Source organism: Subtercola boreus (assembly GCF_006716115.1).
Taxonomy (GTDB): Bacteria; Actinomycetota; Actinomycetes; order Actinomycetales; family Microbacteriaceae; genus Subtercola; species Subtercola boreus.
Genome location: NZ_VFOO01000002.1, coordinates 133,656 through 155,732 on the forward strand (window position 1 = coordinate 133,656; position 22,077 = coordinate 155,732).

Here is a 22,077-nt window from a genome sequence, read left to right on the forward strand (position 1 = left end):
CCGGCCTGTAGAAACACGCGCAGGCACGGTCGTGTCGTCTTGGACTCATCGGCATGACGTCGCTAGCGCTCAGCGGCTGTCTTGGTGTCAGCGGCACGGTGCCGGCGTTCCAGTAGCATGCCGAGACAGAAGACGACCACCCCTGCGGTGATGAAGACGTCGGCGAGGTTGAAGGTCGCGAACCAGTTGCTATGCAGGTAGTCCACGACACCGTTCCCGTCGAGCCTGTCGATGAAATTGCCGAGAGCACCTCCGATGACCAAAACACCCGCCCAGCTCGCTGCAGCGCTGAGGTACGGGGCGCGGACAAGAGCGACGCTTATCAAGGCGGCAAGGACGACCCCGGAACCTACGCTGATAACCCAAGACGGCAATGCTTCACCGAGACTGAAAGCGACACCCGGGTTTGTTGTCCGCCACAGTTCGATGACACCCAGCGGGATGACTCTGCCGTCGGCGAGGATGGACCAGGCCACGGCCTTGATGATCAGGTCGATACCGGCCAGAAGAACACTTCCGATGACCAGCTGCGGTCGTCTCGAACCGGAAATCGGCGGCCCCATCACAGGGTCACCTCAGCTGCAAAGCCCAGAGCAGCACACAGACCAAGAGCGAGCCCGAACTCAGATGCCAGCTCGAGCTGCGTTCCGAGAACAGGCCCAATGACGCGTCCGTCATGCAGTTCCGTTAGCACCCGCATCGTAGTGAAATCACGGGTGAAGGCTTTTGCGATCAGTGTGGCCATCATCGTCACGAGGAAAGTGGGCGCGTACTTGGCGTCCATCAGAACAGTTGGAAGACTCGGGGCAAGACGCTCGATTCGATCAGGATGAAAAGTCCGAGACCAATGAAGACCGCAGGGACAAGCCAGTGCTCGACCTTCTCGAGCATCTCGGTGACCGTCTTATTCGTCCCGACAGAACGAGCGACCAGACACCACACCGCAACGAGGAGGAAGAACACGATGATCGTAACCACCGTGTCAGCAACAGGGCTGGTGCGGAACACGGGCGTGTAGAGGGAGATGTTGTCCGCGCCGTTCGCGATCGTGATCCCTGCGACACCGACCAACCCAACGGCACTGATCGAACTCTCGTTATCGTCATCGTCGTCGGCCCCTCTCCGTAGGGTGCGGATCAATCCGACCACTCCGATCCCCAGCGGGATCAAGCCAAGCAGCCCCACCCACTGATCGGGGATGATCGTCAGACCCGCGGCCGCGATAACGCTGATCACGACAAGAGTTGCAAAACCAAGGTACTGGCCCACGACAACCTTCCATGCCGGCATCGAGCCGCGCGTGGAAGCCAGGAAAAGGACTGTCAGAACGACGATGTCATCGATATTCGTCGCGGCGAACAGGCCGATCGCGGCGGCGACTGTACCGATCACTTCGCCACCCCGGCGTTGCTTCGGCCCAGGCCACTAGAGGCTGCGTCTGCCCCACCCGCACCGCTCGAGCCGGTGCCGTACGTCAGGCAGAGATCGACTTGGTACCCGGTTGCCTTCAACAAAGCCTCAGCGGCCTCGAGAAGATCCATCAGCTCCGGCCGCGCTAGGGAGTAAAACACCTGACGGCCCTGCGCACGCCCGACCACCAGATCGCACTCACGCAGACAGCTGACATGCTCAGACACCGTCGACTGAGCCAGTCCCAGTTCAGCTACCAAGTCGCTGACTCGCGCTTCACCCTGCTGGAGGCGCCGCACGATCTGGAGCCGCTTCGGATCCGCCAGGGAATGAAAAAGTGACACAGCAGCCGTGTCACCCCGCTCATAACCAATCGACATAGACCGATGATATCGTACGAATTCGATGTCAGGTACGGCCGGTGACCGGCATCTCCTCCGTGCTATCGGGGTGTAACGGGAACTCACCGGTCCCAGTAGCCGAGGAATTTCTTGGTAGCCCGCTTCATTCGGAATAGCGGGCACGGCATAGTTCACTGTTTACTGTATGGTCATTGCATGCTGACTATTGCTTCGCGTCTCGACGTCATGAACCGGCTTGGCCGGGCGATGGCGGATCCAACACGCTCGCGGATCCTGATGACACTACTCGGCGGGCCAAGCTACCCGGCTGTGCTCTCGCGCGAGCTGGAACTCACCCGCTCAAACGTCTCGAACCATCTGACGTGTCTGCGCGATTGCGGGATTGTCGTCGCTGAACCAGAGGGCCGGCAGACGCGCTACGAGATCTCGGACCCGCACCTTGCTGCAGCGTTGACCGCACTGGTGGATGTTGCGTTGGCTGTCGACGAGAATGCACCGTGCGGGGATACATCCTGCACAGTGCCCGGATGTTGCGGGACGCAGGCGCGGGCGTGAGCGCGGTCGAGAAGTCCCAGGTGGAGGGGACTGTAGTCGACGACGACGATGACGATTACGACGGGCCGTGGTGGAAGGATCGCGGGATCATGGTCCCGGTGTTCTCCGGTATCGCGTTCCTTTCGGGCCTGATCTGTGAGTGGTCCAGTGCAGAGATCCCGGCACTGGTGCTGTTCTGGATCGGTCTGCTGCTGGGCGCGTCGACATTCACGCCGGGGGCGATCCGGAAGCTATTCACGGGCAAGCTCGGCATTAGCCTGCTGATGACGATCAGCGCTGTCGGCGCGGTCATCCTCGGCTACGTAGAGGAAGCAGCTGCGCTGGCGTTCCTATACTCGATTGCTGAAGCGCTCGAGGACAAGGCGATGGACCGCGCCCGCGGTGGTCTTCGCGCACTGTTGAAGCTCATCCCCGACACTGCGATGGTGCGCCGTGGCGGGGCCTCGGTCGAGATCGCAGCGAAGGACCTTGCTGTTGGGCAGATCATGCTCGTTCGTCCCGGGGAACGGATCGCGACCGACGGAATCGTCCACTCCGGCCGATCCAGCCTGGACACCTCCGCGATCACCGGCGAGTCAATCCCGGTCGAAGTCGAGCCCGGCCATGCTGTCTCAGCCGGCGCGATCAACACCGCCGGGGCGCTTGAGGTCGAGGTCTCCGCGGCGGGTACGGACAACTCCCTGACCACGATCGTGGAACTGGTCGAGCAAGCACAGGCCGAGAAGGGCGACCGTGCGCGTCTTGCGGACCGGATCGCCCGCCCCCTGGTTCCCGGCGTGCTGATCCTTGCCGCACTGGTCGCACTGATCGGCTCCCTGTTCGGAGACCCAGAGCTGTGGATCACCCGTGCTCTGGTCGTTCTGGTCGCGGCCAGCCCCTGTGCGCTGGCGATCTCGGTGCCGCTCACGGTCGTCGCCGCGATCGGTGCAGCCAGCAAGTTCGGTGTGATTATCAAATCCGGCGCCGCCTTCGAACGCTTCGGTACGATCCGCCACGTCGCCGTAGACAAGACCGGCACGCTAACCCGCAACCAACCGGCCGTCACCGCGGTCCTCACCGCCGACGGTGTGACCGAGCGTCAGGCGCTGGAGTGGGCGGCCGCGCTGGAACAACACAGCACCCACCCGCTAGCTGCGGCGATCACCGCCGCAGCGCCTGGAGTTCCCGCGGCAGTTGATGTGATTGAAGAGGCAGGCCATGGCATAGAAGGTACGATCGGTGCGTCTCGGATCACCGTCGGCAGCCCCCGCTGGCTGGACGCGGGCCAGCTCGGAAGCCAGGTCACCGGCATGGAAGAGCAGGGCATGACCGTCGTCATCGTTCACCGCGACGGTAGACCAGCTGCCGCGATCGGCGTCCGCGACGAACTGCGCCCCGAGGTCCCCGAGGTCATCCGCACCCTCGCCGACCAAGGTGTCGGTGTGACAATGCTCACCGGCGACAACACCCGTACCGCGCATACCCTCGCAGCGCAGGCCGGCATCAGCGACGTCCGCGCCGAACTCCGACCCGAGGACAAGGCCGCCGCGATCGGCGAGCTATCCCGGGCGGGGTCGGTCGCAATGATCGGCGACGGCATCAACGACGCCCCCGCTCTCGCCGCCGCCGACATTGGCATTGCAATGGGGGCGTCCGGTTCGGACGCCGCGATCGAGTCCGCAGACGTCGCCTTCACCGGGTATGACCTGCGACTCATCCCGCGCGCATTCGACCACGCCCGCCGCGGCCGACGCATCATCAACCAAAACATCGTCCTGTCGCTGCTGATCATCACCGCCCTGCTCCCGCTAGCACTGTTCGGCGTCCTCGGGCTGGCCGCCGTCGTATTGGTCCACGAGGTCGCGGAAGTCATCGTGATCCTCAACGGGCTCCGCGCCGCGCGCACCCGAAAGACGATCTCGTGACCACGCAGGGTGCCGGGGCACCTGCCGAAACGGCTACAGAAGAGGCTCAAAAGTCCGTGTCCGGTCGCAAGCGTAGAAAGAGGTCTCATCGTGCGCTCGGTATCACTCTCGCCGTCACCGCTCTCGGGCTGATCCTTGACCAGGTCACGAAGATGCTCGCGATTGCACAGCTGTCAACGGGCAGCCGTGTCCCACTCGTCGCAGACGCTCTCTCACTGTTGCTTGTTAGAAATCCAGGAGCCGCGTTCTCCGTCGGCTCAGGATCCGCGTGGGTGTTCACGGTCATCGGGGTCCTCACCGCGGCCGTGATGATCGGCGTCGCCGTGCGACTACGGGGCATCCGCTGGGGCATTGCGCTGGGCCTCATACTTGGTGGCGCGGTCGGCAATCTTGCAGACCGGCTCCTGAAACCGCCGTCCTTCGGGCAAGGGCACGTCACTGACTTCATCGCTTATGGCAACCTCTTCGTCGGAAATGTCGCCGATATCCTCATCGTCAGCGGTGTCCTACTTTGTTTGATCTTTCTCTTCTCGGGTCACAAACCGAGACTGCACCCTTCCCTAAACGCAGATCCGAATCGAGGATGAGGGGACTGATCGAGCGAGTTCGGCGGCAACAATCGAACCGCTGCGACCTGCAACACGGTGAATGGGACATTGATGGGTAGCACCGGAAGCGCAATAGCCCAGGCCTCTCTGCTGGTTTCCTTCCCCGTCGCGGCAGCAATCATCGGTTCAGTAGTCTCGGTTCTTCGACCTCCTGGCCCCAGACTCACGAGCGCAGTCCAACACTTCGCCGCCGGCGTTGTGCTCGCAGCGTTAGCAGGCGAAATCCTTCCCGACCTCCGTCAGGAAGGCAATCTGGGCTGGGCAGTTGCCGGCTTCACAGCCGGAACTGCCGTAATGCTCACCCTCGGCGCCCTCGGACGCAAAATCGAAAGTAAACCCAAAGACGACACCGCGTCCGTCGTCCCACTCGGCTTGATCATCGCCGTAGGGATCGACCTGCTCCTCGACGGACTCCTGGTCGGGCTGAGCTCAACCCTGGATAGTAAACAGGGGCTCATTATCACCATCGCTCTCACGATCGAGATCCTCTTCATCGGGCTCTCCGTCACCACATCCCTCAATCAAACAGGGCTCAGTCGTCGTCGTTCCGTCATCATCAGCAGCAGCCTCGGCTTCACCACCGCCCTCGGCGCAATCCTCGGAGCAGCGCTCCTCGCTGGTGCTTCGTCGGCGACCCTGGCGGCGGTGCTTGCCTTCGGCGGCGCCGCCCTGCTCTACCTCGTCGTAGAAGAACTCCTCACCGAAGCTCACGAACAAGAAGAAACCACGCTACTTGGCGCCATGTTCTTCCTCGGCTTCCTCACGATCTACATTCTCGGCGTACTCTGACACACAAGAGTCGCGTTACTGATCGCCCCTATGCGTGGATCAAGGCCCGCCAGACTAGGGACGACTACCGGATTTTCGAACGCAACCAGTACCGGGACGCAAACCGGAATGACTGGGTCCGGATAACAGAGACATGACCCATGACACGGTGATGCTCATTGGCGGTCGGGCTCGGAGGGCTTCTTACTCCCGTGGGCTTTTCGCAAACTCAGGATGTGAGTGTGTCGTCGTACGAAGAGCCGTTTTTGGTACATGTGAGCAGCAACGGTAGCCCTCCGGTTCTCAATTGCTTCGCGGTGAACTCCGCGGTTCGCGTGCCACGCGTCTTGACTTGAGTTTCGTTCCGTGGCTTACTGTTTATACCCCTAGGGGGTATGAATGGTGAGGTGTGGTGTTGGTCGGGTACTCGGATAACAAGGATGCTCTTTTGAAGCGGCTGAGTCGTGCGGAGGGGCAGGTGCGTGGCATTGCCCGGATGGTTGAGGAGGACACGTACTGCATTGATATTTTGACGCAGGTGTCGGCTGCGACGAAGGCCCTCGAGACGGTTGCGTTGTCGCTTCTGGATGATCACCTGAAGCACTGTGTCGCTGAGGCGAGTGCCGAGGGTGGGCCGGTGGCTGAGGAGAAGCTTCGGGAAGCGTCCGCTGCGATCGCTCGTCTTGTCCGTTCCTGATGTTCGACCCAGTGAGAAAGTAGAACCTGATGACTGAAACGACGATGAACGCTGATTTGGGTCTGACCGACAAGAATGGCGGGTGCGCCTGCGGTCACACGGGGCACGGCGCCGTCACGAGCGATCCCAACTCGGATGTGGTTCGATCGCATTACCTGGTGTCCGGGATGACCTGCTCCCACTGCGTTGCCAGCGTGACGGGGGAGCTCAGCGCAGTCCCCGGGGTGGAGAGCGTGAGTGTTGCCTTGAACGTGGGCGGTGCTTCCGCGGTGACAGTTGTCAGCTCTGCCCCGGTTCCGGTTGATGACGTGCGCGCCGCGATCGTCGAGGCCGGCTACGAGATGGTTTCGGGCTAAGCACGACCATGACTGACGTGAGCCTGGATATCGGGGGGATGACGTGTGCCTCCTGTGCGACGCGGATTGAGCGGAAACTCAACCGCATCGACGGGGTTACCGCGTCAGTCAATTACGCGACCGAGAAAGCACGGGTGCAGACGGTCGGCGTCGAAGCTGCTGACCTGATCGCTGCGGTCGAGGCAGCCGGATACACCGCCGCCCTCCCTCCGGTTGCTTCGGTGACCGAGCCAGAAGGCGATGAGCCGGTTGATGACGAGCTGGTGGGTCTTCGGCAGCGGCTACTGATCTCTTCCGTTTTGGCGGTGCCGGTTGTGGTGTTGTCGATGGTTCCGGTTTTCCAGTTCTCGAACTGGCAGTGGTTCGCGCTGATGCTCGCGGCGCCGGTCGTAGTGTGGGGGGCGTGGCCTTTCCACCGCGCCGCGGCGGTGAACGCCCGGCATGGTGCCGCGACCATGGACACCCTCATCAGTGTCGGTGTGATCGCAGCTTTTGGGTGGTCCCTGTACGCCCTGTTCTTCGGTCACGCCGGGGATCCCGGGATGCGGATGAGTTTCACGGTGACGGGCGCGGCCGGCAACGGGATGTCTGAGCTGTATCTCGAGGTCGCGTCCGCGGTCACTGTCTTCATCCTCGCCGGCCGTTACATCGAGGCGCGCACGAAGAAGCAGTCGGGTGCGGCATTGAAGGCACTTCTGGCGTTGGGTGCCAAAGACGCCACCCGCAGGCGCTCCAATGTCGACGAGCTCGTACCGGTCGACACGTTGCTGCCCGGGGATGTGATTGTGGTCAGGCCGGGGGAGAAGATCGCAGCCGACGGGCTGATCACTGACGGTGTCTCCGCGGTGGATGCGAGCATGCTGACGGGAGAGTCGGTCCTGGTGGAAGTTCATCCCGGGGACCGGGTCGTGGGTGCGACGATCAATGTCGGCGGACGGTTGCTGGTTGAGGTGACCCGGGTCGGTGCGGACACGGAGCTCGCCCGGATGGGCCGGCTGGTGGAGGAGGCGCAGAGCGGCAAAGCCCAGGCGCAGCGGCTCGCTGACCGGGTCTCTGCCGTGTTCGTTCCCGTCGTCATCGCCCTCGCCCTGATCGCGTTCGCGGGCTGGCTTGTTATTGGCGGGTCGGTAGAGACGGCGTTCGCGGCAGGTGTTGCGACCTTGATCATTGCGTGCCCGTGCGCGCTGGGCCTCGCGACCCCGACCGCGCTGCTGGTCGGCACGGGACGCGGATCCCAGCTGGGCATCATCATCCGCGGCCCCCAAGTCCTCGAGCAGACCCGTACGGTCGACACGATCGTGCTCGACAAAACGGGAACCATCACCACCGGGAAGATGGTCGTCACCGGTGTCGAGGCAACCATCGGCACGTCCACGGAGCAGCTTGTCCGGTTCGCCGCCGCCGCGGAAGAAGGATCAGAACATCCCATCGGACGCGCGATCGTTGCGCACTCTGAAGCTCAAGGATTCGACCGAGTGAGTGTGGAAGCGTTCCAAGGTCATCCGGGGCACGGGGTCCAGGCCGTCGTCGATGGGCACCTTGTCATTGTCGGCCAGCCGGCGTGGCTTTCGGACTCTTGGTCCGTCCCGACACCCGCCGACCTCCGTCCGGCGATCGAGGAGGCAGAGTCCGCCGGCCAGACCGTGATGGCGGTCAGCTGGGACGGGGAGTTCTACGGGATCATCGCCGTCGGGGACACCGTCAAACCCTCCAGCGCCGACGCCATCGCCCAGTTCGTGGCCCTCGGGCTCCGCCCGGTCCTGCTCACCGGGGACAACGCTGGATCCGCGTATGCCGTCGCGCGGCAGGTCAGTATCAGTGAGGTGCATGCCAGCAGCACCCCGAAGGACAAGCTCGCCCTGATCAGGTCGCTGCAGGAGGCGGGCCGGGTGGTCGCGATGGTCGGTGACGGGGTCAACGACGCTGCCGCGTTGGCTGCTGCCGACCTGGGGGTTGCGATGGGTACCGGGACCGACAGTGCGATCGCGGCCAGCGACATCACAATCGTCAGCGGCAACCTCACCGGCGTCGCCGACGCTATCCGCCTGTCCAGGCGGACCCTCGGCACGATAAAAGGGAACCTGTTCTGGGCGTTCGCGTACAACGTCGCAGCGATCCCTGTCGCGATGCTCGGGCTCCTCAACCCGTTGTTCGCGGGAGCTGCGATGGCGTTCTCCTCCGTGTTCGTCGTCAGCAACAGCCTCCGGCTCAGGAACTTCCGGCCCGGCACCAGGGCACACCGATGACCCCGCCCACGCCGACCCGGCCGCACAGCACACCGGTGAGCCTTGGACGAACCCGGGCACGGGTTCTCGGCGCGAACACGATCCGGCGGACGGTGCTTCTCTTAGCCGTCGTCAGCGCTGTCGTCCTCGGGCTCCTCGCGATGCACACCCTGCAGACCGGGATGGGCAACCACAACGTCCCCATGAACTCCACGGGCGAGATGAGCGCAATCGGTGACACCGCGCACCATGCCGACGAGACCCTGCCCGGCACCGACACGGTGGTGGGCGCCGACGTCATGGGCGGTTCACACCGGCACGTCACTTCGTCGGAGTGTTCGGGGATGTGTGACCCGGAACACACGATGGCGGGCATGATCTGTGTCCTCGCGCTTCTGCTCACCGGCCTTCTCCTCGCCGCGATCAGACCCGCGAGCACCTACACCTCAACGCCCCTCGCACCTGTGCTGTTGCGGGTCGTCGATGCGGCAGTCGCCCGGCCTGGGCCTGCACCACCTGATCTGAATGTTCTATCCATTTCGAGAACATGATTGCGTCCGCCCGCACCCCGGGCGCTACACGCACGCACTTTTTCTTCTCTACTGAAATGGATAACTATCTAATGCCAAAACTTCGCACCACACTTACTGTCACGGCCGCTCTCGCGGCCGCGGTGACTCTCGCTGCGTGCTCGTCGTCCACCGGGTCGATGGGCGGCATGAACCACGGGGGCGCCGCGATGAGTTCTGCGCCCACGATGACGGCCGGCACCAACAACACCGCCGATGTCACCTTCGTCACCGGCATGATCCCGCACCACACCCAGGCGGTCACCATGGTCGACAGCCTCCTGAAGAAGGACGGCATCGACCCGAAAGTCATCGCTCTGGCGGCACAGATCAAAGCAGAGCAGGCACCCGAGATCGACACGATGACCGGGTGGCTCACCACCTGGGGGGTCCCGGAAAGCACCGGGATTTCGGGCATGGACATGGGTACCGGCATGGGAATGATGTCCGAGGAGGACATGTCAGCCCTTGATGCTGCGACCGGCACCGAGGCGTCAAAGCTGTTCCTGACCCAGATGACCCAGCACCACGAGGGCGCTATCGGGATGGCCAACACGGAAGTCAGCTCCGGGCAGGACCCCGACGCCTTGGCGCTGGCGAAGAACATCGTCAGCAGCCAGACCGAAGAGATCCAGACCATGACGGACCTCCTCAACACCATCCAGTAACACAGCCGTCGGGTGAGCCGGCCGGTCAAAGAGCCCGCTCACCCGACACCGCCCCCGCACCCACGGGGACGGTTCTGTCTGCCCCTACCCGGGCGACCATCCCCGTCACACGCTCACGCTTCCCAACCCGGCCGCGACGATGCCTTCTTCCGTCCTTGGCTGGCGCGGTGAACCGTGACTCTCGCTCTTACCCCGAATGTAAGGAACCCCTCTTTGTCTTTCCCAACCCGACGAACATTTCTGCTCGGCCTGGCCGGCACCGGCGCTCTGGCCCTCGCCGGATGCACCGGCACCGGCACCACCACCAATTCCACACGTGTCGAAAATGATGCGCCGCCTGGCACGGCGACCGTCGCCAACGTGGAAGGGACGTCCGGGCCGCTGATCGGCGGCACGATCGTCACGGTCACCGGATCTAACCTGCACAACACCACCGGCGTGACCGTCGGCGGGAGCCCGGTTGTAGCGCTGACCGCCACCCAGGACACCGTCACCTTCACCACCCCCAACGCGGCGGAGTATCAGCCTGGCGCCGTGCCCGTCGTTCTCACCCAGACCAGTGGCGAACCCATTGATGCCGGCAGGGTGTTCGAGTACCAGGTCATCACACCGGTCGATAAGCAGATGGCGTACGCGTTCACCTACTGGCAGAACTACAACCTCGCCGAATGGGGCCAGCTGCCGGACAACGACTGCGGTAACTACGCCAACCAGACCCTCCTCGCCCGCGGCTGGGAACAGAACGAGGACTGGTTCAGCGACTACGCGACCACCGGAGACTTCAGCCTCAGCTGGGTACGCGGCAACGAAATGGACGAATACCTCCAATCCCGACCCGAAGTCACACGCCTCCCGTTCGAGGCCCGTAACCAAGTGAAGATCGGTGACATCGTCATGTTCGACTGGGACCAGGAGAACGACAACGGTGTTGACCACACCATGATCGTCTCAGCTGTCATTCCGCAGGCCAACGGTGTCAACGCGATCAAGCTCGCCGGGCACACTGTCGACGCCCAATATCGGGACTTCGACGACCGGATCACTGTCGAGCACCCAGGCGGCACTGCCCACTTCCTCAGCATCGCCTAACCCAAACCCGGGCCCGCCTTCGCCAGGCGCGTCCGGGGGCCGGGTCAACGGCTTAGGGTGACCGACGCGTTCTCTGCGGTGCTCCCGCCTATTGCTGCCGTATCGTGCTCGGCGGCGGGCGAGACGACGCTGACTTCTGGTCGGAGGTCAAGGCGGCGAAGCAGCTGCGCGTTCAGCGCAACGACCACCGTCGACACGCTCATCAACAGCGCGCCGACCGCCATCGGAAGAATGAACCCGACGGGCGCGAGAACGCCGGCGGCGAGGGGCACGGAGAGTAGGTTGTAGCCGGCGGCCCACCCCAGGTTCTGCTTCATCTTCCGGTAGCTCTTTTTCGACAACTCGATCACTGAAAGCACCGAACGTGGATCGTCGCTTGCGAGGATGACGCCAGCGGATGCGATCGCAACATCGGTGCCGGCACCGATCGCGATGCCGACGTCGGCCTGCGCCAAGGCGGGTGCGTCGTTCACGCCATCACCGACCATCGCGACCTTCCGGCCTTCCGCCTGCAGCTGCACGACCTTCTGGGCCTTGTCCTCCGGGTGCACGCCGGCGAAGACCCGGTCGATCCCGAGCGACGCGGCGACAGACTGCGCGACGGCTTCGGCATCACCGGTGATCATCACGACCTGAATCCCCAGTGCGTGGAGGGCGTCGACGGCCTGCCGGGACTCGAGCCGGATCTCGTCCGCGAGCCCTAACGCACCCACAACGGCGCCGTCTCGGAGTACGTGCAGGATGATCTGACCGTCGTTCTCCCACGCCGTCGTCTCCGCCAATGGTGAAGCGTGGTGGGTGGTGAGCATGCTCGGCCCGCCGACACTGATGGTGCTGCCATCCACGGTTCCTGAGACGCCGACCGCGGTCGAGGCCTGAAACTCGGTCGCGTGATGGGTCGGGAGTTCACGGGTTTTTGCGGCGGTGATGATGGCCTGTGCAAGCGGGTGCTCGCTATCCGCCTCGACCGCGGCCGCCCAGCCAAGCACATCCTCCACCGTGACCCCGTCAACGACCGCGACCGTCGAAACGATCGGTTCGCCCTTGGTCAGGGTTCCGGTCTTATCGAACAGGACTGTGTTCACCGTTCGCATGCTCTCAAGAGCGAGGCGGTCCTTGATCAGCACGCCGCCCTTCGCCGCACGCTCCGTTGCGATCGACACGACAAGAGGTATTGCCAGACCCAACGCGTGCGGGCACGCGATCACGAGAACGGTGACCGTCCGGATCACAGCGTCATCGGGTGCACCGAGGGCTGTCCAAACGATCGCGGTGAGAGCTGCCGACCCGAGCGCGAACCAGAACAACCACCCGGCCGCAGTGTCCGCGAGCCGCTGCGCCCGGGACGTGGAGTTCTGGGCCTCACTGACAAGGCGTTGAATGCCCGCCAACGCCGTGTCATCCCCAACAGCTGTCACCCGCACCCGGAGAGCGTTATCGGTCGCGACAGTACCGGCCACCACATGAGAGCCCACACTTCTGGTCACTGCCCGGGACTCACCCGTGATCATCGACTCGTCAACGTCAGCGGTACCTTCCGTAATATCCCCATCTGCCGGCACCCGGCCGCCAGGCCGCACCACAACAAGATCTCCCACCACCAGCTCAGACGGCGGAACCTTTACGGTGCTCTCACCCTCGACACGTTCCGCTTCGTCCGGGAGCAGAGCGGCCAGCGATTCCAGCGCGGTCGATGTCTGCGCGAGGGAGCGCATCTCGATCCAATGTCCGAGCAGCATGATCACGATCAGAAGCGCTAGCTCCCACCAGAAATCCAGTTGGTGATCCAGCAGGCCCAAACTTGCGCCCAACGATGCGAGGAAGGCGACTGTGATTGCCAGTGCGATGAGGAGCATCATTCCTGGCTTCCGTGCGCGGAGCTCCGTGGCAGCACCCGTCAGGAACGGCCGCCCACCCCACACATACATCACCGTTCCAAGCGCCGGAGAAATCCACTCGGTGACGGGGGTTTCCGGTAACGCGTACCCCAGGATCATCGCGAACATGCTGCTGAAAAATGTGACCGGGACAGCGATGACCAGCATGATCCAGAACAACCTCCGGAATTGGGCAACATGATCGCCGTGACCGGCATGGCCCCCGTGAGCTGCGTGATCCATCCCGCTGTGACCGGTCTTCTCGCCATGTGCCATGGCGGCAGCATTAGGCGCTTCAGGGGTCAGGTGGTGGCTGTGCTCGATTCGACTCATGTACCGAACCATATACCCCCTAGGGGTATATGTCGAGACAAGGCTGGGCTCCTAGGCGGCCGTCAAAGAGCTTCTCTTCGGAGGTTGTCAAAATGGGCGTGGCTTCTCATCGCCATACTGGGTCGCGCTGTTCTGGCAGCAGCTTCTTGCGTGAGATGGGGGCTAGCGTGGGCGGTCGTTGTGTAGGCGCAAGGCTATCCAGAGGCCGCAGCGGCGGCATACGTACGATGCACCTCTGTCGAGTTCGTGGACGTGACGCCTGTTGCGGAGTTTGCCGCAGCAGGAGCACACGACGCGGGTGTCAACAGTCATGAGAAATGGCCGTACCGGCCGCTTTGCTAATGGGGCGGGTGTGAGTCGTGTGGTCAAACGCTGGTGCGAGCCAGTCAGCTCGCCGATCAGTGGTAGGCATTTACCGATCATCCTCCTCACAGGTTCATTCCGCTCGGGTGCGGTGTGGGACGGCTAGAGCATGGAGCCAAGGTCGGAGGCTATAGAGGGGTAGGTGGCGGTCATCGACTTGAGCTGCCGGGTGGTGAGTCCAAGTTTGATGGCTAGACCGAGGATGTTGATCAGTTCGGAGTAATCGGGCCCGAGGAGGTGCGCGCCGAGGATCGTGTCGGTGTTCATATCGATGATGATCTTCGTAGCTGCAGTCGTCTCACCGACGCGGTAGTTCGAGTACCAGCCGCTGGTGTCGAGGTGACGGACCGTGATGTCTGCGCCGCTGTCTCTCGCGTCTTGTTCGAGGACACCGACGCGGTTGAGTTCGGGGATGGTGAACACGGTGGTGGGCACGGCCGTGTAGTCGGGGGTCGTGGTGGTGGCCTTGAGCATATTGGAGGCTGCGACCTTCCCTTCGAACACGGCGACCGGAGTGAGGGGTCTGCCTGGTGTGTCGGCGCAGTCGCCGGCTGCGTAGACGGCGGGGTTGGTGGTGCTCTGCAGGTGTCCGGTGACGGTGACTCCGCGCGGGGTAGAGGCGATGTTTGCGGCGTTCAGGTCCAGGCCGTCGAGATTCGGGATCCGGCCTGCGCCGTGCACCACGAGGTCGGCGCCGATCACGAAGGTCTGCCCATCTCGCTCGAGCGTGATGTCGAGACCCGCCGCCGTGGGAGTGACGCTATGGATCGTGGTGGCAAGCTGCACAAAAATGCCCGTTTTCTTGGTGCGTTCCACGAGCAAATCAACAAGGTCCGGGTCAAATTCCTTCAAGGGCCGGTCGCCGTGATCGATGATTGTGCAGTTGGTTCCGGCGCGGGCGGCGATGTGCGCGAACTCGAACGAGATGAACCCGCCGCCAACGAACACGATTCGCTCCGGGAGCCGGTTGAGGTTGAGGAAATCGCTGCTGTCGATCAGGTGCTCGTGACCGGGGAACGCCAACGAGCGCGGGCGTGCACCGGAGGCAATAAGGAACCGTTTCGCGTTGACCTGCATCTCGTCGACGTCAATCCGGTTCGGACCGGTGAAGCGGGCGCTGCCGTGAAAGCTCACAACCCCGTTTCCGACGAGCTCGTCCTCTATCCCTTCAGGCACGCTATCGGTGAACCCTCGTTTATGGGCCATCAGAGCCGACCAGTCGATCGAGATCCTGCCCTCGCTGATGCCCTTACTGCGCATCAGATCGGCCGCGTCGATGACTTCCGCTCCGCGCCGGAGGATCTTCTTCGGATCGCAACCCCGCAGCGCACACGTGCCTCCATAGGGAAGGGCGTCCACGATCCCGACACGCCAGCCCTCGGCGGCACACTTGTTCGCGGCCGTCGTACCGGCCATCCCGGCACCAACGACGAACAGGTCGAACTCCGCGCTCACGCTGCAGCCAGGGCGGAGCGCAGTTGCTCCACCGTTGGTGCGCCAGCGAGCCCTTCGGGTGTGACATATATACGGCAGGCAAGCCCGACTAGCGCATCCGGATCGGGGAAAAGGTCAGCGCCGTTCACCAACATGCTCGGCGACCCTCGGAAACCAATCGCCCTGGCCTGCTCCACCGTCTCCACCAGAAACGGTCTCACGGTCAAGCCGGGCCGATCCTGGGCGAGGTCCGCGAGACGTGCTGCAGCAACCGTCCAGTTCGGGCATCCATCAAAGTATTGCAAGGTTATCTCCACGACCCGACTGTAAACCCTGCACCCCACTGCAAGGTCAAGTGATGGAATGAGGTCATGCGAATCGGAAACCTTGCCCATGCCACCGGAGTCAGCGCGCAAACGATCCGGTTCTACGAACGCCAGGGACTCCTACCCTCGCCCGATCGGGAGACAAACGGGTACCGGCAGTACAACGCCGCGGCCGCTACGCGGTTGCGGTTCATTCGAGCATCCCAGACCGCCGGCTTGACGCTCACCGACATCGGCAGCGTCCTCGCCCTCCGGCAGGCGGGCGAGGTGCCTTGCGAGCACGTCACCGCCCTACTTACTGGCAAGCTCGAAGACGTCCGTACTCGGCAACGGGAGCTTGCCCTTCTGGAGACCGAACTGGAAAACGCCCTCGACGCGAGCCGCCAACTCGACCCCGCCGACTGCACCGCCAGCAGCGTGTGCCAGATCATCGTAAAACCGCATACGCGTCCATGAACGACCGTTCACGAGCCGATCAGGGCAGCGGTGCGCGAAGGCGTTGACCGTGTGTCGCGGGTAGTGTCCGAAGCTTTGTAACGCAGGCGACCTTCGCGTTACGGCTTTGAGGCCGTCCCGGTCTATTCGGAGACGCCTGCGGCTAGCTCGTACCTATATAAGGTCGCGCGCGACCATCCAACGAGCTGTGCTGCGTCGGCCGCTGTTTTTCCGGCCTTTCGAGCGGCGCGAACGATCTCGAGCTTTTCCGCGATGATTCGCGGGTCACTCGTGGGTCGTCCGAACTTGGTGCCGGCTGCTTGAGCGACGGCAATGCCGGCGTTGACGCGTTCGACGATCAGTTCGCGTTCGTATTCGGCCAGGGTGGCGAGCATGCCGAGCATCATCCGACCAGTCTTCGTCGAGGGGTCAATGCCGTCTGACACGGACCGCACGTTGATTCCGGCTTGTTGCAGCGACTTCACGGTGTTCAGTACGTCAATCAGTGACCGGCCGAGCCGGTCGATCCGCCAGACCACGAGGGTATCTCCGTCGACGGCGTGCTCGAGGAGCCGACTCATCGCAGGTCTGCTCGCGGCGACCTTTGTTCCGGAGGTGACGTCGGAGAATATGTCCCGCTGCTGCACCCCGATCTTTACGAGTGCGTCGACCTGCAGTTGTGCATCCTGCGCGGCGGTGCTGACCCGCGTGTATCCGAGTAGTCTCATGTGGCCATCATGCCTCAGCAACTCCTAAAAACCGGCGTGAGACACATGTGACTACGAGATGAGTTTTCGAGACAACCGGCAACCGCGGAATCTCGCGGATCCAGCAGACCATTTCGTGGGGGAGTGGGGTGCCTCAGAAACCTTTACCTTTTCGAGGCGCATCGTGTTTCCAGGGGCCTCGTTCGCGGGCCAATGAAGGTGACTGTTATACCGCGACGGCGGACGGGAACGATCTGGCAGGGTCCTCATGATCAGGCGAGGGTGAGGAAGAGTTTCTCGAGCTTGTCGGGCGTCATTGGTTGGCTGTCGGGATCGGTGATGCAGTCGCGCATCGCGGACGATACGATCGTGAATCCCGCGCGGTCCAGTGCTTTGGAGACTGCGGCGAGCTGGATGATGACGTCTTGGCATTCGGCCCCGGATTCGATCGCTGCGATTACCGCATTCAGTTGTCCGTTTGCGCGGCGGAGCCGATTGACGATTTTGCGCTGCTGCGCCCTACGGTCTTCGGTTGTGTCGGTCTCGGGGCCTGTGATGGTCATTTCTGTCCTCGGTGCGGTGGGGCTTCTGCGGGCCGTCTCAGAAATGCTCAGTGGGCAGGCCGGCTGCGATCCAGGCGCTGGTGCCACCCTCGACGTTGATCGCGTCGATGCCGTGCCGGGTGAGCATTTCGGTGGGTTCGTCGGGCTCCCGCACGTCGATGACGGTTGCGTCTGCCGTGCGGGCAAGTTCTGTGACGGTGGTGTGCTTCATGATTGCTCTTTCGAATTGCTGGTCTGGCTGATGCCGGCGTGCCAGGTGAGGTATCCGCCGTCGAGGTTTGCGACGGTGTGCCCGGTCTGGGCGAGGATGCGGGTGGCCGTGTTGCCGCGCTGACCCACTTGGCAGTGCACGATGACGTCACCGTCGGGGATCTCGTCTGCCCGGTCACGGATCTCGTCCAGTGGGATGTTGATCGCACCTGGAATGTGGCTTTTGTCGAACTCTTCGGTTGTTCGCACGTCGAGGATGGTCGAGCCGGTTCGTGAGAGGGCGTCGAGTTCATGCCACTGAACCGTTCGCATCTGGCCAGGGGCAGTGTTCTCGGCAACGTACCCGGCGAGGTTGATGGGGTCTTTGGCGGAGCCGTACTGAGGCGCATATGCCAGCTCGAGGTTCTTCAGTGCTGATGCGGTGATTCCTGCGCTGATCGCGACGGAGAGGACGTCGATGCGTTTGTCGACCCCGTCTCGCCCGACGACCTGGGCGCCGAGGATGAGGTCTGTGGAGGGGTCGATGAGGAGCTTCATCGCTAGCGGGGATGCCCCGGGGTAGTAGCTGGCGTGTGACGGCGGGTGGATGTGGATGATCCGGTGCGGGCGGTTCCCCTCGCGAAGACGTGTTTCGTTCCATCCCGTCGCTGCAGCCGTGATGCCGAACACACCGATGATCGATGTGCCGAGGGCCGGCACCGCGTCTTCAGTGGTGCCAGCGATGACATCTGCGGTCGCGCGGCCGTGCCTGTTCGCGAGCCCCGCCAGCGCCACCAGGGTGGGTAGGCCGGTGATCGCGTCGGTCTTCTCCGCCGCGTCACCCACCGCAAAAATGAACGGGTCACTGGTGCGGTGCTGCGCGTCGACCCAGATGCCGCCACTGTCGCCGATCCGGAGTCCAGCGTTCTCCGCAACAGCACTGGCGGGAGCGACGCCTGTAGCGTCGATGATCAGATCCGCCTCGAGTTCTGTGCCGTCGTCGAGAGTGACGGTGGCGCTTTCGACAGTGCGCACCTGTCGGCCGGTGATCACTGTCACCCCGTGTGCGATGAGCTCGTCATGCAGGGCCGCCACCATTTCGGGATCCAATGCCGGAAAGATTCGGGGCCCGCGCTGTACGAGCGTTGTCGTGAAACTTCGTCGACGGATGTTCTCGGCTGCTTCCAGACCGATGTATCCGCCACCGATGACGACGACTGAGCGTGTGCTGGGTTCGTTGAGGGTGGCATGAATACGGTCCATGTCGTCGATGGTGCGTAGCGAGGACGTGCGATCCGATTGCAGAACATCCGGATTGTTCGCCAGGGCTCCCGTCGCGATGATCAGCTGGTCGTAGGCGTGGACGCTGTCGCCGGCAGAGTTCCTGACTGTCACCTCTTTTGCTGCCGGATCGATGCTGACGACCTCGTGTTCGAGGTTCACGTCGATCTGGAACCGGGTACGGAACGACTCCGGGCTGTGTGAGAGAAGCTTGCCGCGATCCTCGATGACCCCACCGATGAAGTACGGCAGCCCACAGTTGGAGAACGAAACATATCTGCCTGCCTCGAAGACGACGATTTCGGCTGTTTCGTCTAGCCGCCTCAATCTCGTGGCCGCGGCCATGCCGCCAGCTACTCCACCAATGATGACCGTTTTCATTCTGGCCTCCCAACGGAAGTATACCCCTGGGGGTATTCGGTGTCAGTTTGCGATGGCGAAGAGCCCCGCGATGCCGACGATGTAGAGGATGAGCACGATGAGGGAGTCGATGCCCATCCCGGCGACCCGTTTCGTTGATCGGAAGACGATGCCGACGATGTACACCAGGGTGAGGAGTGCTGCGAGTGCGGTGAGGTAGATGTCTGACGCGTTGGCTTCGGGGAGCACGGCCTTGCCTGAGATGACGGTGGCGACAAGGAACAAGACGGGGAGGAAGGCGTTCCCGCCGAAGATGTCGCTGATGGCGAGGTTGTCGTCGCCCTGCTTGATGGCTTGCAGGCCGGTGGAGATCTCGGGCAGGGAGGTCGCCAATGCCAGGACGGTAGCGCCGAACAGCACACCGGACAGGCCTATCTGGTTCGCTGCGGCGTCGCCTGCGCGTTCCAGGAGAACACCGGCCACTAGGGTGGCCACCGCAGACACGGTGAAGATGAGAACGATCTTCCACGTCGGCCGGTCGCTGTGCGGGGGTTGTGGTTTGTGGCGGCGATGACCGGCCTGGTGCGGGGTGGCTCCGGGAGCGAGTCCGTCTTCGTGCCAGGGCAGGTGTTTGCCGGCGCGGCGCACCAGGAACAGGCCCACGATCCAGAGAGCAGCGATCAGGATCACGTCGGGGGTGAGGCGCGCGAAGATCAGGCCGGAGGGGAGCTGGCTGCCGGCCATGACGACAGACAGCACCGCAACGACGGTCACGGCTTCAAGGACGAGCACCAGTGACGCCGCACGGTAGGTCAGAGGGTTGACGCCCTTTCCTCGTTTTCCAGCCGCGTCGAGAACGACCAGAACGACGGTCTGCAGGGCGATTCCGCCGAGGATGTTGCCGACCGCGACGTCGAGGTTGCCGGACAGGGCGGCACTGACCGTGATCGCGATCTCGGGGAGGTTCGTCGCGACGGCGAGCACGATCAGCCCGCCGAGCGCGCTTCCGAGGTGCAGTCTGTCATCGAGAACATCGGTGGTCTTCGACAGCTGGATGCCAGCGATCCACACCACCGCGGCCGCACCGAGAAAGATTACCGCGAGTAGCCACAACGGAAGAGAGTCCATCAGCCCAGCCAATCCTTCCCGTGGGTTTGCCGCAACGCCCTGTCAGAAGCCATCAATCTGTGCTGAGCCTTCCGTAAGGTCGGCCGCCAAGTGAGCTTGATTGCAGAAGATCTGACGCAAGGCTGAATGTCATCCCGCGGCAGGCGTGGTTACTTTCTCTCCGGTGGGTGTGAGGGCGTGCCAGGTGCCTTTGACGCCTTGGCCTTTGACGTCGCCGGGGGTTGCGTCTTTCGAGAAGGTGTAGATCGGCATGCCGTTGACGGTGATCTGTTTCGCTCCGTTCACGCCGGTGATGGTGCTGATGGTGCCGGTAATTCCGGTAACGGTGGGGGTGTTGGAGGTGGTGGTGATGGCGGGCCAGGTGGTTGCGCACACGTCGGTGCAGCTGCTGGTTCCGGAGTTGGGTACGTCGGTGTCGAAAGCGTAGGCGGTGAGTCCTTTGCCGTTGACGATGACCGTGCCGAGGCTGCTTGTCGCGGTCGCGGCGTCCGACTCTGCCACTGTCGGCGCAGATGAGGTGGGGATGCTCGATGGTGCGGAGCCCGAGGCGGCGGAGGTGTTGCTGGCCGAGCAACCTGCCAGTGCGAGAGTGGCGAATGTGGCTGCCGCGAGTGTGAGGACGATCTTCGATTTCATGGGGAAGTCTCTTCAGGTGTGGTGAGGTGAGGTGCGGGGTGCTTCAGGAGGTTTTTGCTGTTGGTGGGATGAAGAGCGTGCCGGTGAGGGCGCTGCCGTGGAAAGTGCGGAGGGCGACGACTGCCCACGCGCCGAGGAGGGCGGCGAAGGCCAGTACCGCCGCGACCTGGAACGCGACCGATCCGGTGTGCAGGGCGACCCCGGTCAGGCCGGTGACACAGGTGCCGACGGGGAAGGTGAAGGACCACCAGGTCAGCGAGAACGGGAGGTGTTCGCGCGCGGTTCGCACGGTGATCGCGAGGGCGAGTGCCGCCCAGAGGGCAGCGAACCCGAGTACGGGTACGCCATAGATCACGCCGAAGGCCTGCAGGGCATCGGCGAGGGGTGCGGTGGTGGCGAGGTGCGCGTTGCCGCCGAGCAGGTTCACGGCGGTGACAGACTGGCCGAGGGGGCCCAGCACGATCCAGAGCGTGGGCGCCATCGCTGCCGCCCCGATCTTGTGGGTGGTGAGCCTCGACCAGATGAGGGTAATGACGATGAGCGACGCGACGAGGCTGAGGCCGAACATCCCGTAGCAGGCCAGCAGCATCGTGAGGCGCGCCTGGCCCTCGGGCAGGTACGGGATGAGCAGGGCGCCGGTGGATGCGGAGACCATGGGTGGCACGATGGGCATCAGCCAGCCGCCGAACGCGCTGTCGGCCGAGACGGTGAACGTCGTGAAGGTCAGGTACGGCACCGCGACGGCGGTTGCCAGGCCCATGATCGTGCCGAGTGTCCAGAGTACGGCGTCGATGGTGACGGCGGTCTGTTCGCCGAGAACGTCTTTGCCGAGCAGGATCGTGCCGGCCCCGACGGTAAGGAGGGCCATCGCGGGTGCGCCGTAGAAGTGCGCCATCACGGGGTTCAGGTGGTGGGTGCGGGCTGTCTCACGGTTCGTGACCCAGTGGATGACCGTTGCTGCGGTGAGCGCGATGAGCAGCACGCTGGCAATGACCCACACCACGGTCGCCGCAGCGCGAAGGCCGGGGAACTGCAGGGGGAGGGTGGCTGCGGCGTTGGCGACGATGCCTGTGCCCATGACCGATGCGTACCAGTTCGGAGTGATGTTCTTGAACATGTGCATCGGGTGTTCGAGCTCGCGCAAAAACACCCGTGACGGGGCGGCGGGTCGGAGGGCCTGGACGGTTGACATGCTTCAATCCTTCTCCTCACGGCACGGCCGCAGAAGAGCGAT

Annotated in this window: 25 protein-coding genes; 11 read left to right on the forward strand and 14 right to left on the reverse strand. The window is 63.4% G+C overall.

All coding sequences use genetic code 11. The features are described 5' to 3' along the window. Positions 1-62: 62 nt before the first annotated feature. From lspA (FB464_RS19475) to FB464_RS19490, 4 genes are read right to left on the reverse strand one after another with little or no spacing between them, the layout of a single operon-like run. Positions 63-563 (reverse strand): signal peptidase II, encoded by a 501-nt coding sequence (gene lspA / locus FB464_RS19475; protein WP_116416856.1) that lies wholly within the window; start codon positions 561-563, stop codon positions 63-65. Beyond that, a complete protein-coding gene (locus FB464_RS19480; RefSeq protein WP_116416857.1) occupies positions 563-784 on the reverse strand; it encodes a hypothetical protein in 222 nt (73 codons plus the stop codon). The genes lspA (FB464_RS19475) and FB464_RS19480 overlap by 1 nt, the downstream gene beginning before the upstream one ends. Then, positions 784-1,392, reverse strand: coding sequence for a cadmium resistance transporter (locus FB464_RS19485; RefSeq protein WP_116416858.1), 609 nt, complete (start codon positions 1,390-1,392; stop codon positions 784-786). Before FB464_RS19485 ends, FB464_RS19480 begins: the two co-directional genes overlap by 1 nt. After that, positions 1,389-1,790 carry an ArsR/SmtB family transcription factor gene (locus tag FB464_RS19490; RefSeq protein ID WP_116416859.1) on the reverse strand — a complete coding sequence of 134 codons (402 nt, stop codon included), beginning with the start codon at positions 1,788-1,790 and terminating at the stop codon, positions 1,389-1,391. The genes FB464_RS19485 and FB464_RS19490 overlap by 4 nt, the downstream gene beginning before the upstream one ends. Before the next feature lie 177 nt (positions 1,791-1,967). Between FB464_RS19490 and cmtR the strand changes: the two genes are divergently transcribed. The 10 genes from cmtR to FB464_RS19540 all read left to right on the forward strand — a co-directional run bounded on the left by cmtR (position 1,968) and on the right by FB464_RS19540 (position 11,211). After that, positions 1,968-2,327 (forward strand): Cd(II)/Pb(II)-sensing metalloregulatory transcriptional regulator CmtR, encoded by a 360-nt coding sequence (gene cmtR / locus FB464_RS19495; RefSeq protein ID WP_116416860.1) that lies wholly within the window; start codon positions 1,968-1,970, stop codon positions 2,325-2,327. A gap of 89 nt (positions 2,328-2,416) precedes the next feature. After that, entirely contained in the window at positions 2,417-4,231 is a 1,815-nt protein-coding gene (locus FB464_RS19500) for a heavy metal translocating P-type ATPase (protein WP_425472448.1), read from the forward strand. 56 nt (positions 4,232-4,287) lie between these two features. Next, positions 4,288-4,818 carry a signal peptidase II gene (lspA, locus tag FB464_RS19505; RefSeq protein WP_281279810.1) on the forward strand — a complete coding sequence of 177 codons (531 nt, stop codon included), beginning with the start codon at positions 4,288-4,290 and terminating at the stop codon, positions 4,816-4,818. A 72-nt stretch (positions 4,819-4,890) separates the two neighbouring features. After that, complete coding sequence (locus FB464_RS19510; protein WP_116416862.1) at positions 4,891-5,628, forward strand: ZIP family metal transporter; 738 nt, start codon at positions 4,891-4,893, stop codon at positions 5,626-5,628. A gap of 394 nt (positions 5,629-6,022) precedes the next feature. Further along, the gene (locus tag FB464_RS19515; protein WP_116416937.1) at positions 6,023-6,304 is read left to right on the forward strand and encodes a metal-sensitive transcriptional regulator; all 282 of its coding nucleotides are present in this window, start codon (positions 6,023-6,025) and stop codon (positions 6,302-6,304) included. A gap of 29 nt (positions 6,305-6,333) precedes the next feature. Beyond that, on the forward strand, positions 6,334-6,660 hold the full coding sequence (locus FB464_RS20490) for a heavy-metal-associated domain-containing protein (RefSeq protein ID WP_342780881.1): 327 nt from the start codon (positions 6,334-6,336) through the stop codon (positions 6,658-6,660). An 8-nt stretch (positions 6,661-6,668) separates the two neighbouring features. Further along, a complete protein-coding gene (locus FB464_RS19525; RefSeq protein ID WP_116416863.1) occupies positions 6,669-8,906 on the forward strand; it encodes a heavy metal translocating P-type ATPase in 2,238 nt (745 codons plus the stop codon). Beyond that, complete coding sequence (locus FB464_RS19530) at positions 8,903-9,436, forward strand: DUF6153 family protein (RefSeq protein ID WP_116416864.1); 534 nt, start codon at positions 8,903-8,905, stop codon at positions 9,434-9,436. The genes FB464_RS19525 and FB464_RS19530 overlap by 4 nt, the downstream gene beginning before the upstream one ends. Positions 9,437-9,594: 158 nt before the next feature. Continuing rightward, entirely contained in the window at positions 9,595-10,122 is a 528-nt protein-coding gene (locus tag FB464_RS19535) for a DUF305 domain-containing protein (RefSeq protein ID WP_246093227.1), read from the forward strand. A gap of 213 nt (positions 10,123-10,335) precedes the next feature. Next, positions 10,336-11,211, forward strand: a complete 876-nt coding sequence (locus FB464_RS19540; RefSeq protein WP_170152056.1) for an amidase domain-containing protein — start codon at positions 10,336-10,338, stop codon at positions 11,209-11,211. A gap of 44 nt (positions 11,212-11,255) precedes the next feature. Here FB464_RS19540 and FB464_RS19545 read toward each other — a convergent pair whose 3' ends face one another. The 3 genes from FB464_RS19545 to FB464_RS19555 all read right to left on the reverse strand — a co-directional run bounded on the left by FB464_RS19545 (position 11,256) and on the right by FB464_RS19555 (position 15,535). Further along, positions 11,256-13,364 carry a heavy metal translocating P-type ATPase gene (locus tag FB464_RS19545; RefSeq protein ID WP_425472449.1) on the reverse strand — a complete coding sequence of 703 codons (2,109 nt, stop codon included), beginning with the start codon at positions 13,362-13,364 and terminating at the stop codon, positions 11,256-11,258. A 522-nt stretch (positions 13,365-13,886) separates the two neighbouring features. Continuing rightward, a complete protein-coding gene (locus FB464_RS19550) occupies positions 13,887-15,239 on the reverse strand; it encodes a dihydrolipoyl dehydrogenase family protein (protein ID WP_116416867.1) in 1,353 nt (450 codons plus the stop codon). Further along, positions 15,236-15,535 carry a thioredoxin family protein gene (locus FB464_RS19555; protein ID WP_116416940.1) on the reverse strand — a complete coding sequence of 100 codons (300 nt, stop codon included), beginning with the start codon at positions 15,533-15,535 and terminating at the stop codon, positions 15,236-15,238. Before FB464_RS19555 ends, FB464_RS19550 begins: the two co-directional genes overlap by 4 nt. A gap of 54 nt (positions 15,536-15,589) precedes the next feature. On the opposite strand from FB464_RS19555, the gene FB464_RS19560 reads away from it, so the two are divergent. Continuing rightward, positions 15,590-16,000, forward strand: a complete 411-nt coding sequence (locus FB464_RS19560; protein WP_116416868.1) for a heavy metal-responsive transcriptional regulator — start codon at positions 15,590-15,592, stop codon at positions 15,998-16,000. A gap of 122 nt (positions 16,001-16,122) precedes the next feature. On the opposite strand, the gene FB464_RS19565 is transcribed toward FB464_RS19560, so the two are convergent. From FB464_RS19565 to FB464_RS19590, 7 genes are all read right to left on the reverse strand, one after another. Next, positions 16,123-16,707, reverse strand: coding sequence for a recombinase family protein (locus tag FB464_RS19565; protein WP_116416869.1), 585 nt, complete (start codon positions 16,705-16,707; stop codon positions 16,123-16,125). 251 nt (positions 16,708-16,958) lie between these two features. After that, complete coding sequence (locus FB464_RS19570) at positions 16,959-17,249, reverse strand: metal-sensitive transcriptional regulator (RefSeq protein ID WP_116416870.1); 291 nt, start codon at positions 17,247-17,249, stop codon at positions 16,959-16,961. Positions 17,250-17,286: 37 nt separating this feature from the next. Beyond that, positions 17,287-17,460 (reverse strand): rhodanese-like domain-containing protein, encoded by a 174-nt coding sequence (locus FB464_RS19960; RefSeq protein WP_170152058.1) that lies wholly within the window; start codon positions 17,458-17,460, stop codon positions 17,287-17,289. Then, positions 17,457-19,100: an FAD-dependent oxidoreductase gene (locus FB464_RS19575; RefSeq protein WP_116416871.1), complete on the reverse strand. Its 1,644-nt coding sequence runs from the start codon at positions 19,098-19,100 to the stop codon at positions 17,457-17,459. Before FB464_RS19575 ends, FB464_RS19960 begins: the two co-directional genes overlap by 4 nt. A gap of 42 nt (positions 19,101-19,142) precedes the next feature. Then, the gene (locus tag FB464_RS19580; protein WP_116416872.1) at positions 19,143-20,207 is read right to left on the reverse strand and encodes a sodium:calcium antiporter; all 1,065 of its coding nucleotides are present in this window, start codon (positions 20,205-20,207) and stop codon (positions 19,143-19,145) included. A gap of 129 nt (positions 20,208-20,336) precedes the next feature. Next, positions 20,337-20,843 carry a COG4315 family predicted lipoprotein gene (locus FB464_RS19585; protein ID WP_116416873.1) on the reverse strand — a complete coding sequence of 169 codons (507 nt, stop codon included), beginning with the start codon at positions 20,841-20,843 and terminating at the stop codon, positions 20,337-20,339. Between the two features lie 43 nt (positions 20,844-20,886). After that, complete coding sequence (locus FB464_RS19590) at positions 20,887-22,035, reverse strand: TDT family transporter (protein WP_116416874.1); 1,149 nt, start codon at positions 22,033-22,035, stop codon at positions 20,887-20,889. Positions 22,036-22,077: the final 42 nt, after the last annotated feature.

Coding starts and splice junctions, on each gene's coding strand:
- FB464_RS19535 (WP_246093227.1), top strand. CDS start 9,595: ATGGGCGGCATGAACCACGGGGGCGCCGCGATGAGTTCTGCGCCCACG.
- FB464_RS19500 (WP_425472448.1), top strand. CDS start 2,417: ATGGTCCCGGTGTTCTCCGGTATCGCGTTCCTTTCGGGCCTGATCTGT.
- FB464_RS19565 (WP_116416869.1), bottom strand. CDS start 16,707: ATGAGACTACTCGGATACACGCGGGTCAGCACCGCCGCGCAGGATGCA.
- FB464_RS19590 (WP_116416874.1), bottom strand. CDS start 22,035: ATGTCAACCGTCCAGGCCCTCCGACCCGCCGCCCCGTCACGGGTGTTT.
- FB464_RS19585 (WP_116416873.1), bottom strand. CDS start 20,843: ATGAAATCGAAGATCGTCCTCACACTCGCGGCAGCCACATTCGCCACT.
- cmtR (WP_116416860.1), top strand. CDS start 1,968: ATGCTGACTATTGCTTCGCGTCTCGACGTCATGAACCGGCTTGGCCGG.
- FB464_RS19545 (WP_425472449.1), bottom strand. CDS start 13,364: ATGGCACATGGCGAGAAGACCGGTCACAGCGGGATGGATCACGCAGCT.
- FB464_RS19510 (WP_116416862.1), top strand. CDS start 4,891: ATGGGTAGCACCGGAAGCGCAATAGCCCAGGCCTCTCTGCTGGTTTCC.
- FB464_RS19960 (WP_170152058.1), bottom strand. CDS start 17,460: ATGAAGCACACCACCGTCACAGAACTTGCCCGCACGGCAGACGCAACC.
- FB464_RS19490 (WP_116416859.1), bottom strand. CDS start 1,790: ATGTCGATTGGTTATGAGCGGGGTGACACGGCTGCTGTGTCACTTTTT.
- FB464_RS19580 (WP_116416872.1), bottom strand. CDS start 20,207: ATGGACTCTCTTCCGTTGTGGCTACTCGCGGTAATCTTTCTCGGTGCG.
- FB464_RS19570 (WP_116416870.1), bottom strand. CDS start 17,249: ATGACCATCACAGGCCCCGAGACCGACACAACCGAAGACCGTAGGGCG.
- FB464_RS19575 (WP_116416871.1), bottom strand. CDS start 19,100: ATGAAAACGGTCATCATTGGTGGAGTAGCTGGCGGCATGGCCGCGGCC.
- FB464_RS19525 (WP_116416863.1), top strand. CDS start 6,669: ATGACTGACGTGAGCCTGGATATCGGGGGGATGACGTGTGCCTCCTGT.
- FB464_RS20490 (WP_342780881.1), top strand. CDS start 6,334: ATGACTGAAACGACGATGAACGCTGATTTGGGTCTGACCGACAAGAAT.
- FB464_RS19530 (WP_116416864.1), top strand. CDS start 8,903: ATGACCCCGCCCACGCCGACCCGGCCGCACAGCACACCGGTGAGCCTT.
- lspA (WP_116416856.1), bottom strand. CDS start 563: ATGGGGCCGCCGATTTCCGGTTCGAGACGACCGCAGCTGGTCATCGGA.
- FB464_RS19480 (WP_116416857.1), bottom strand. CDS start 784: ATGGACGCCAAGTACGCGCCCACTTTCCTCGTGACGATGATGGCCACA.
- FB464_RS19560 (WP_116416868.1), top strand. CDS start 15,590: ATGCGAATCGGAAACCTTGCCCATGCCACCGGAGTCAGCGCGCAAACG.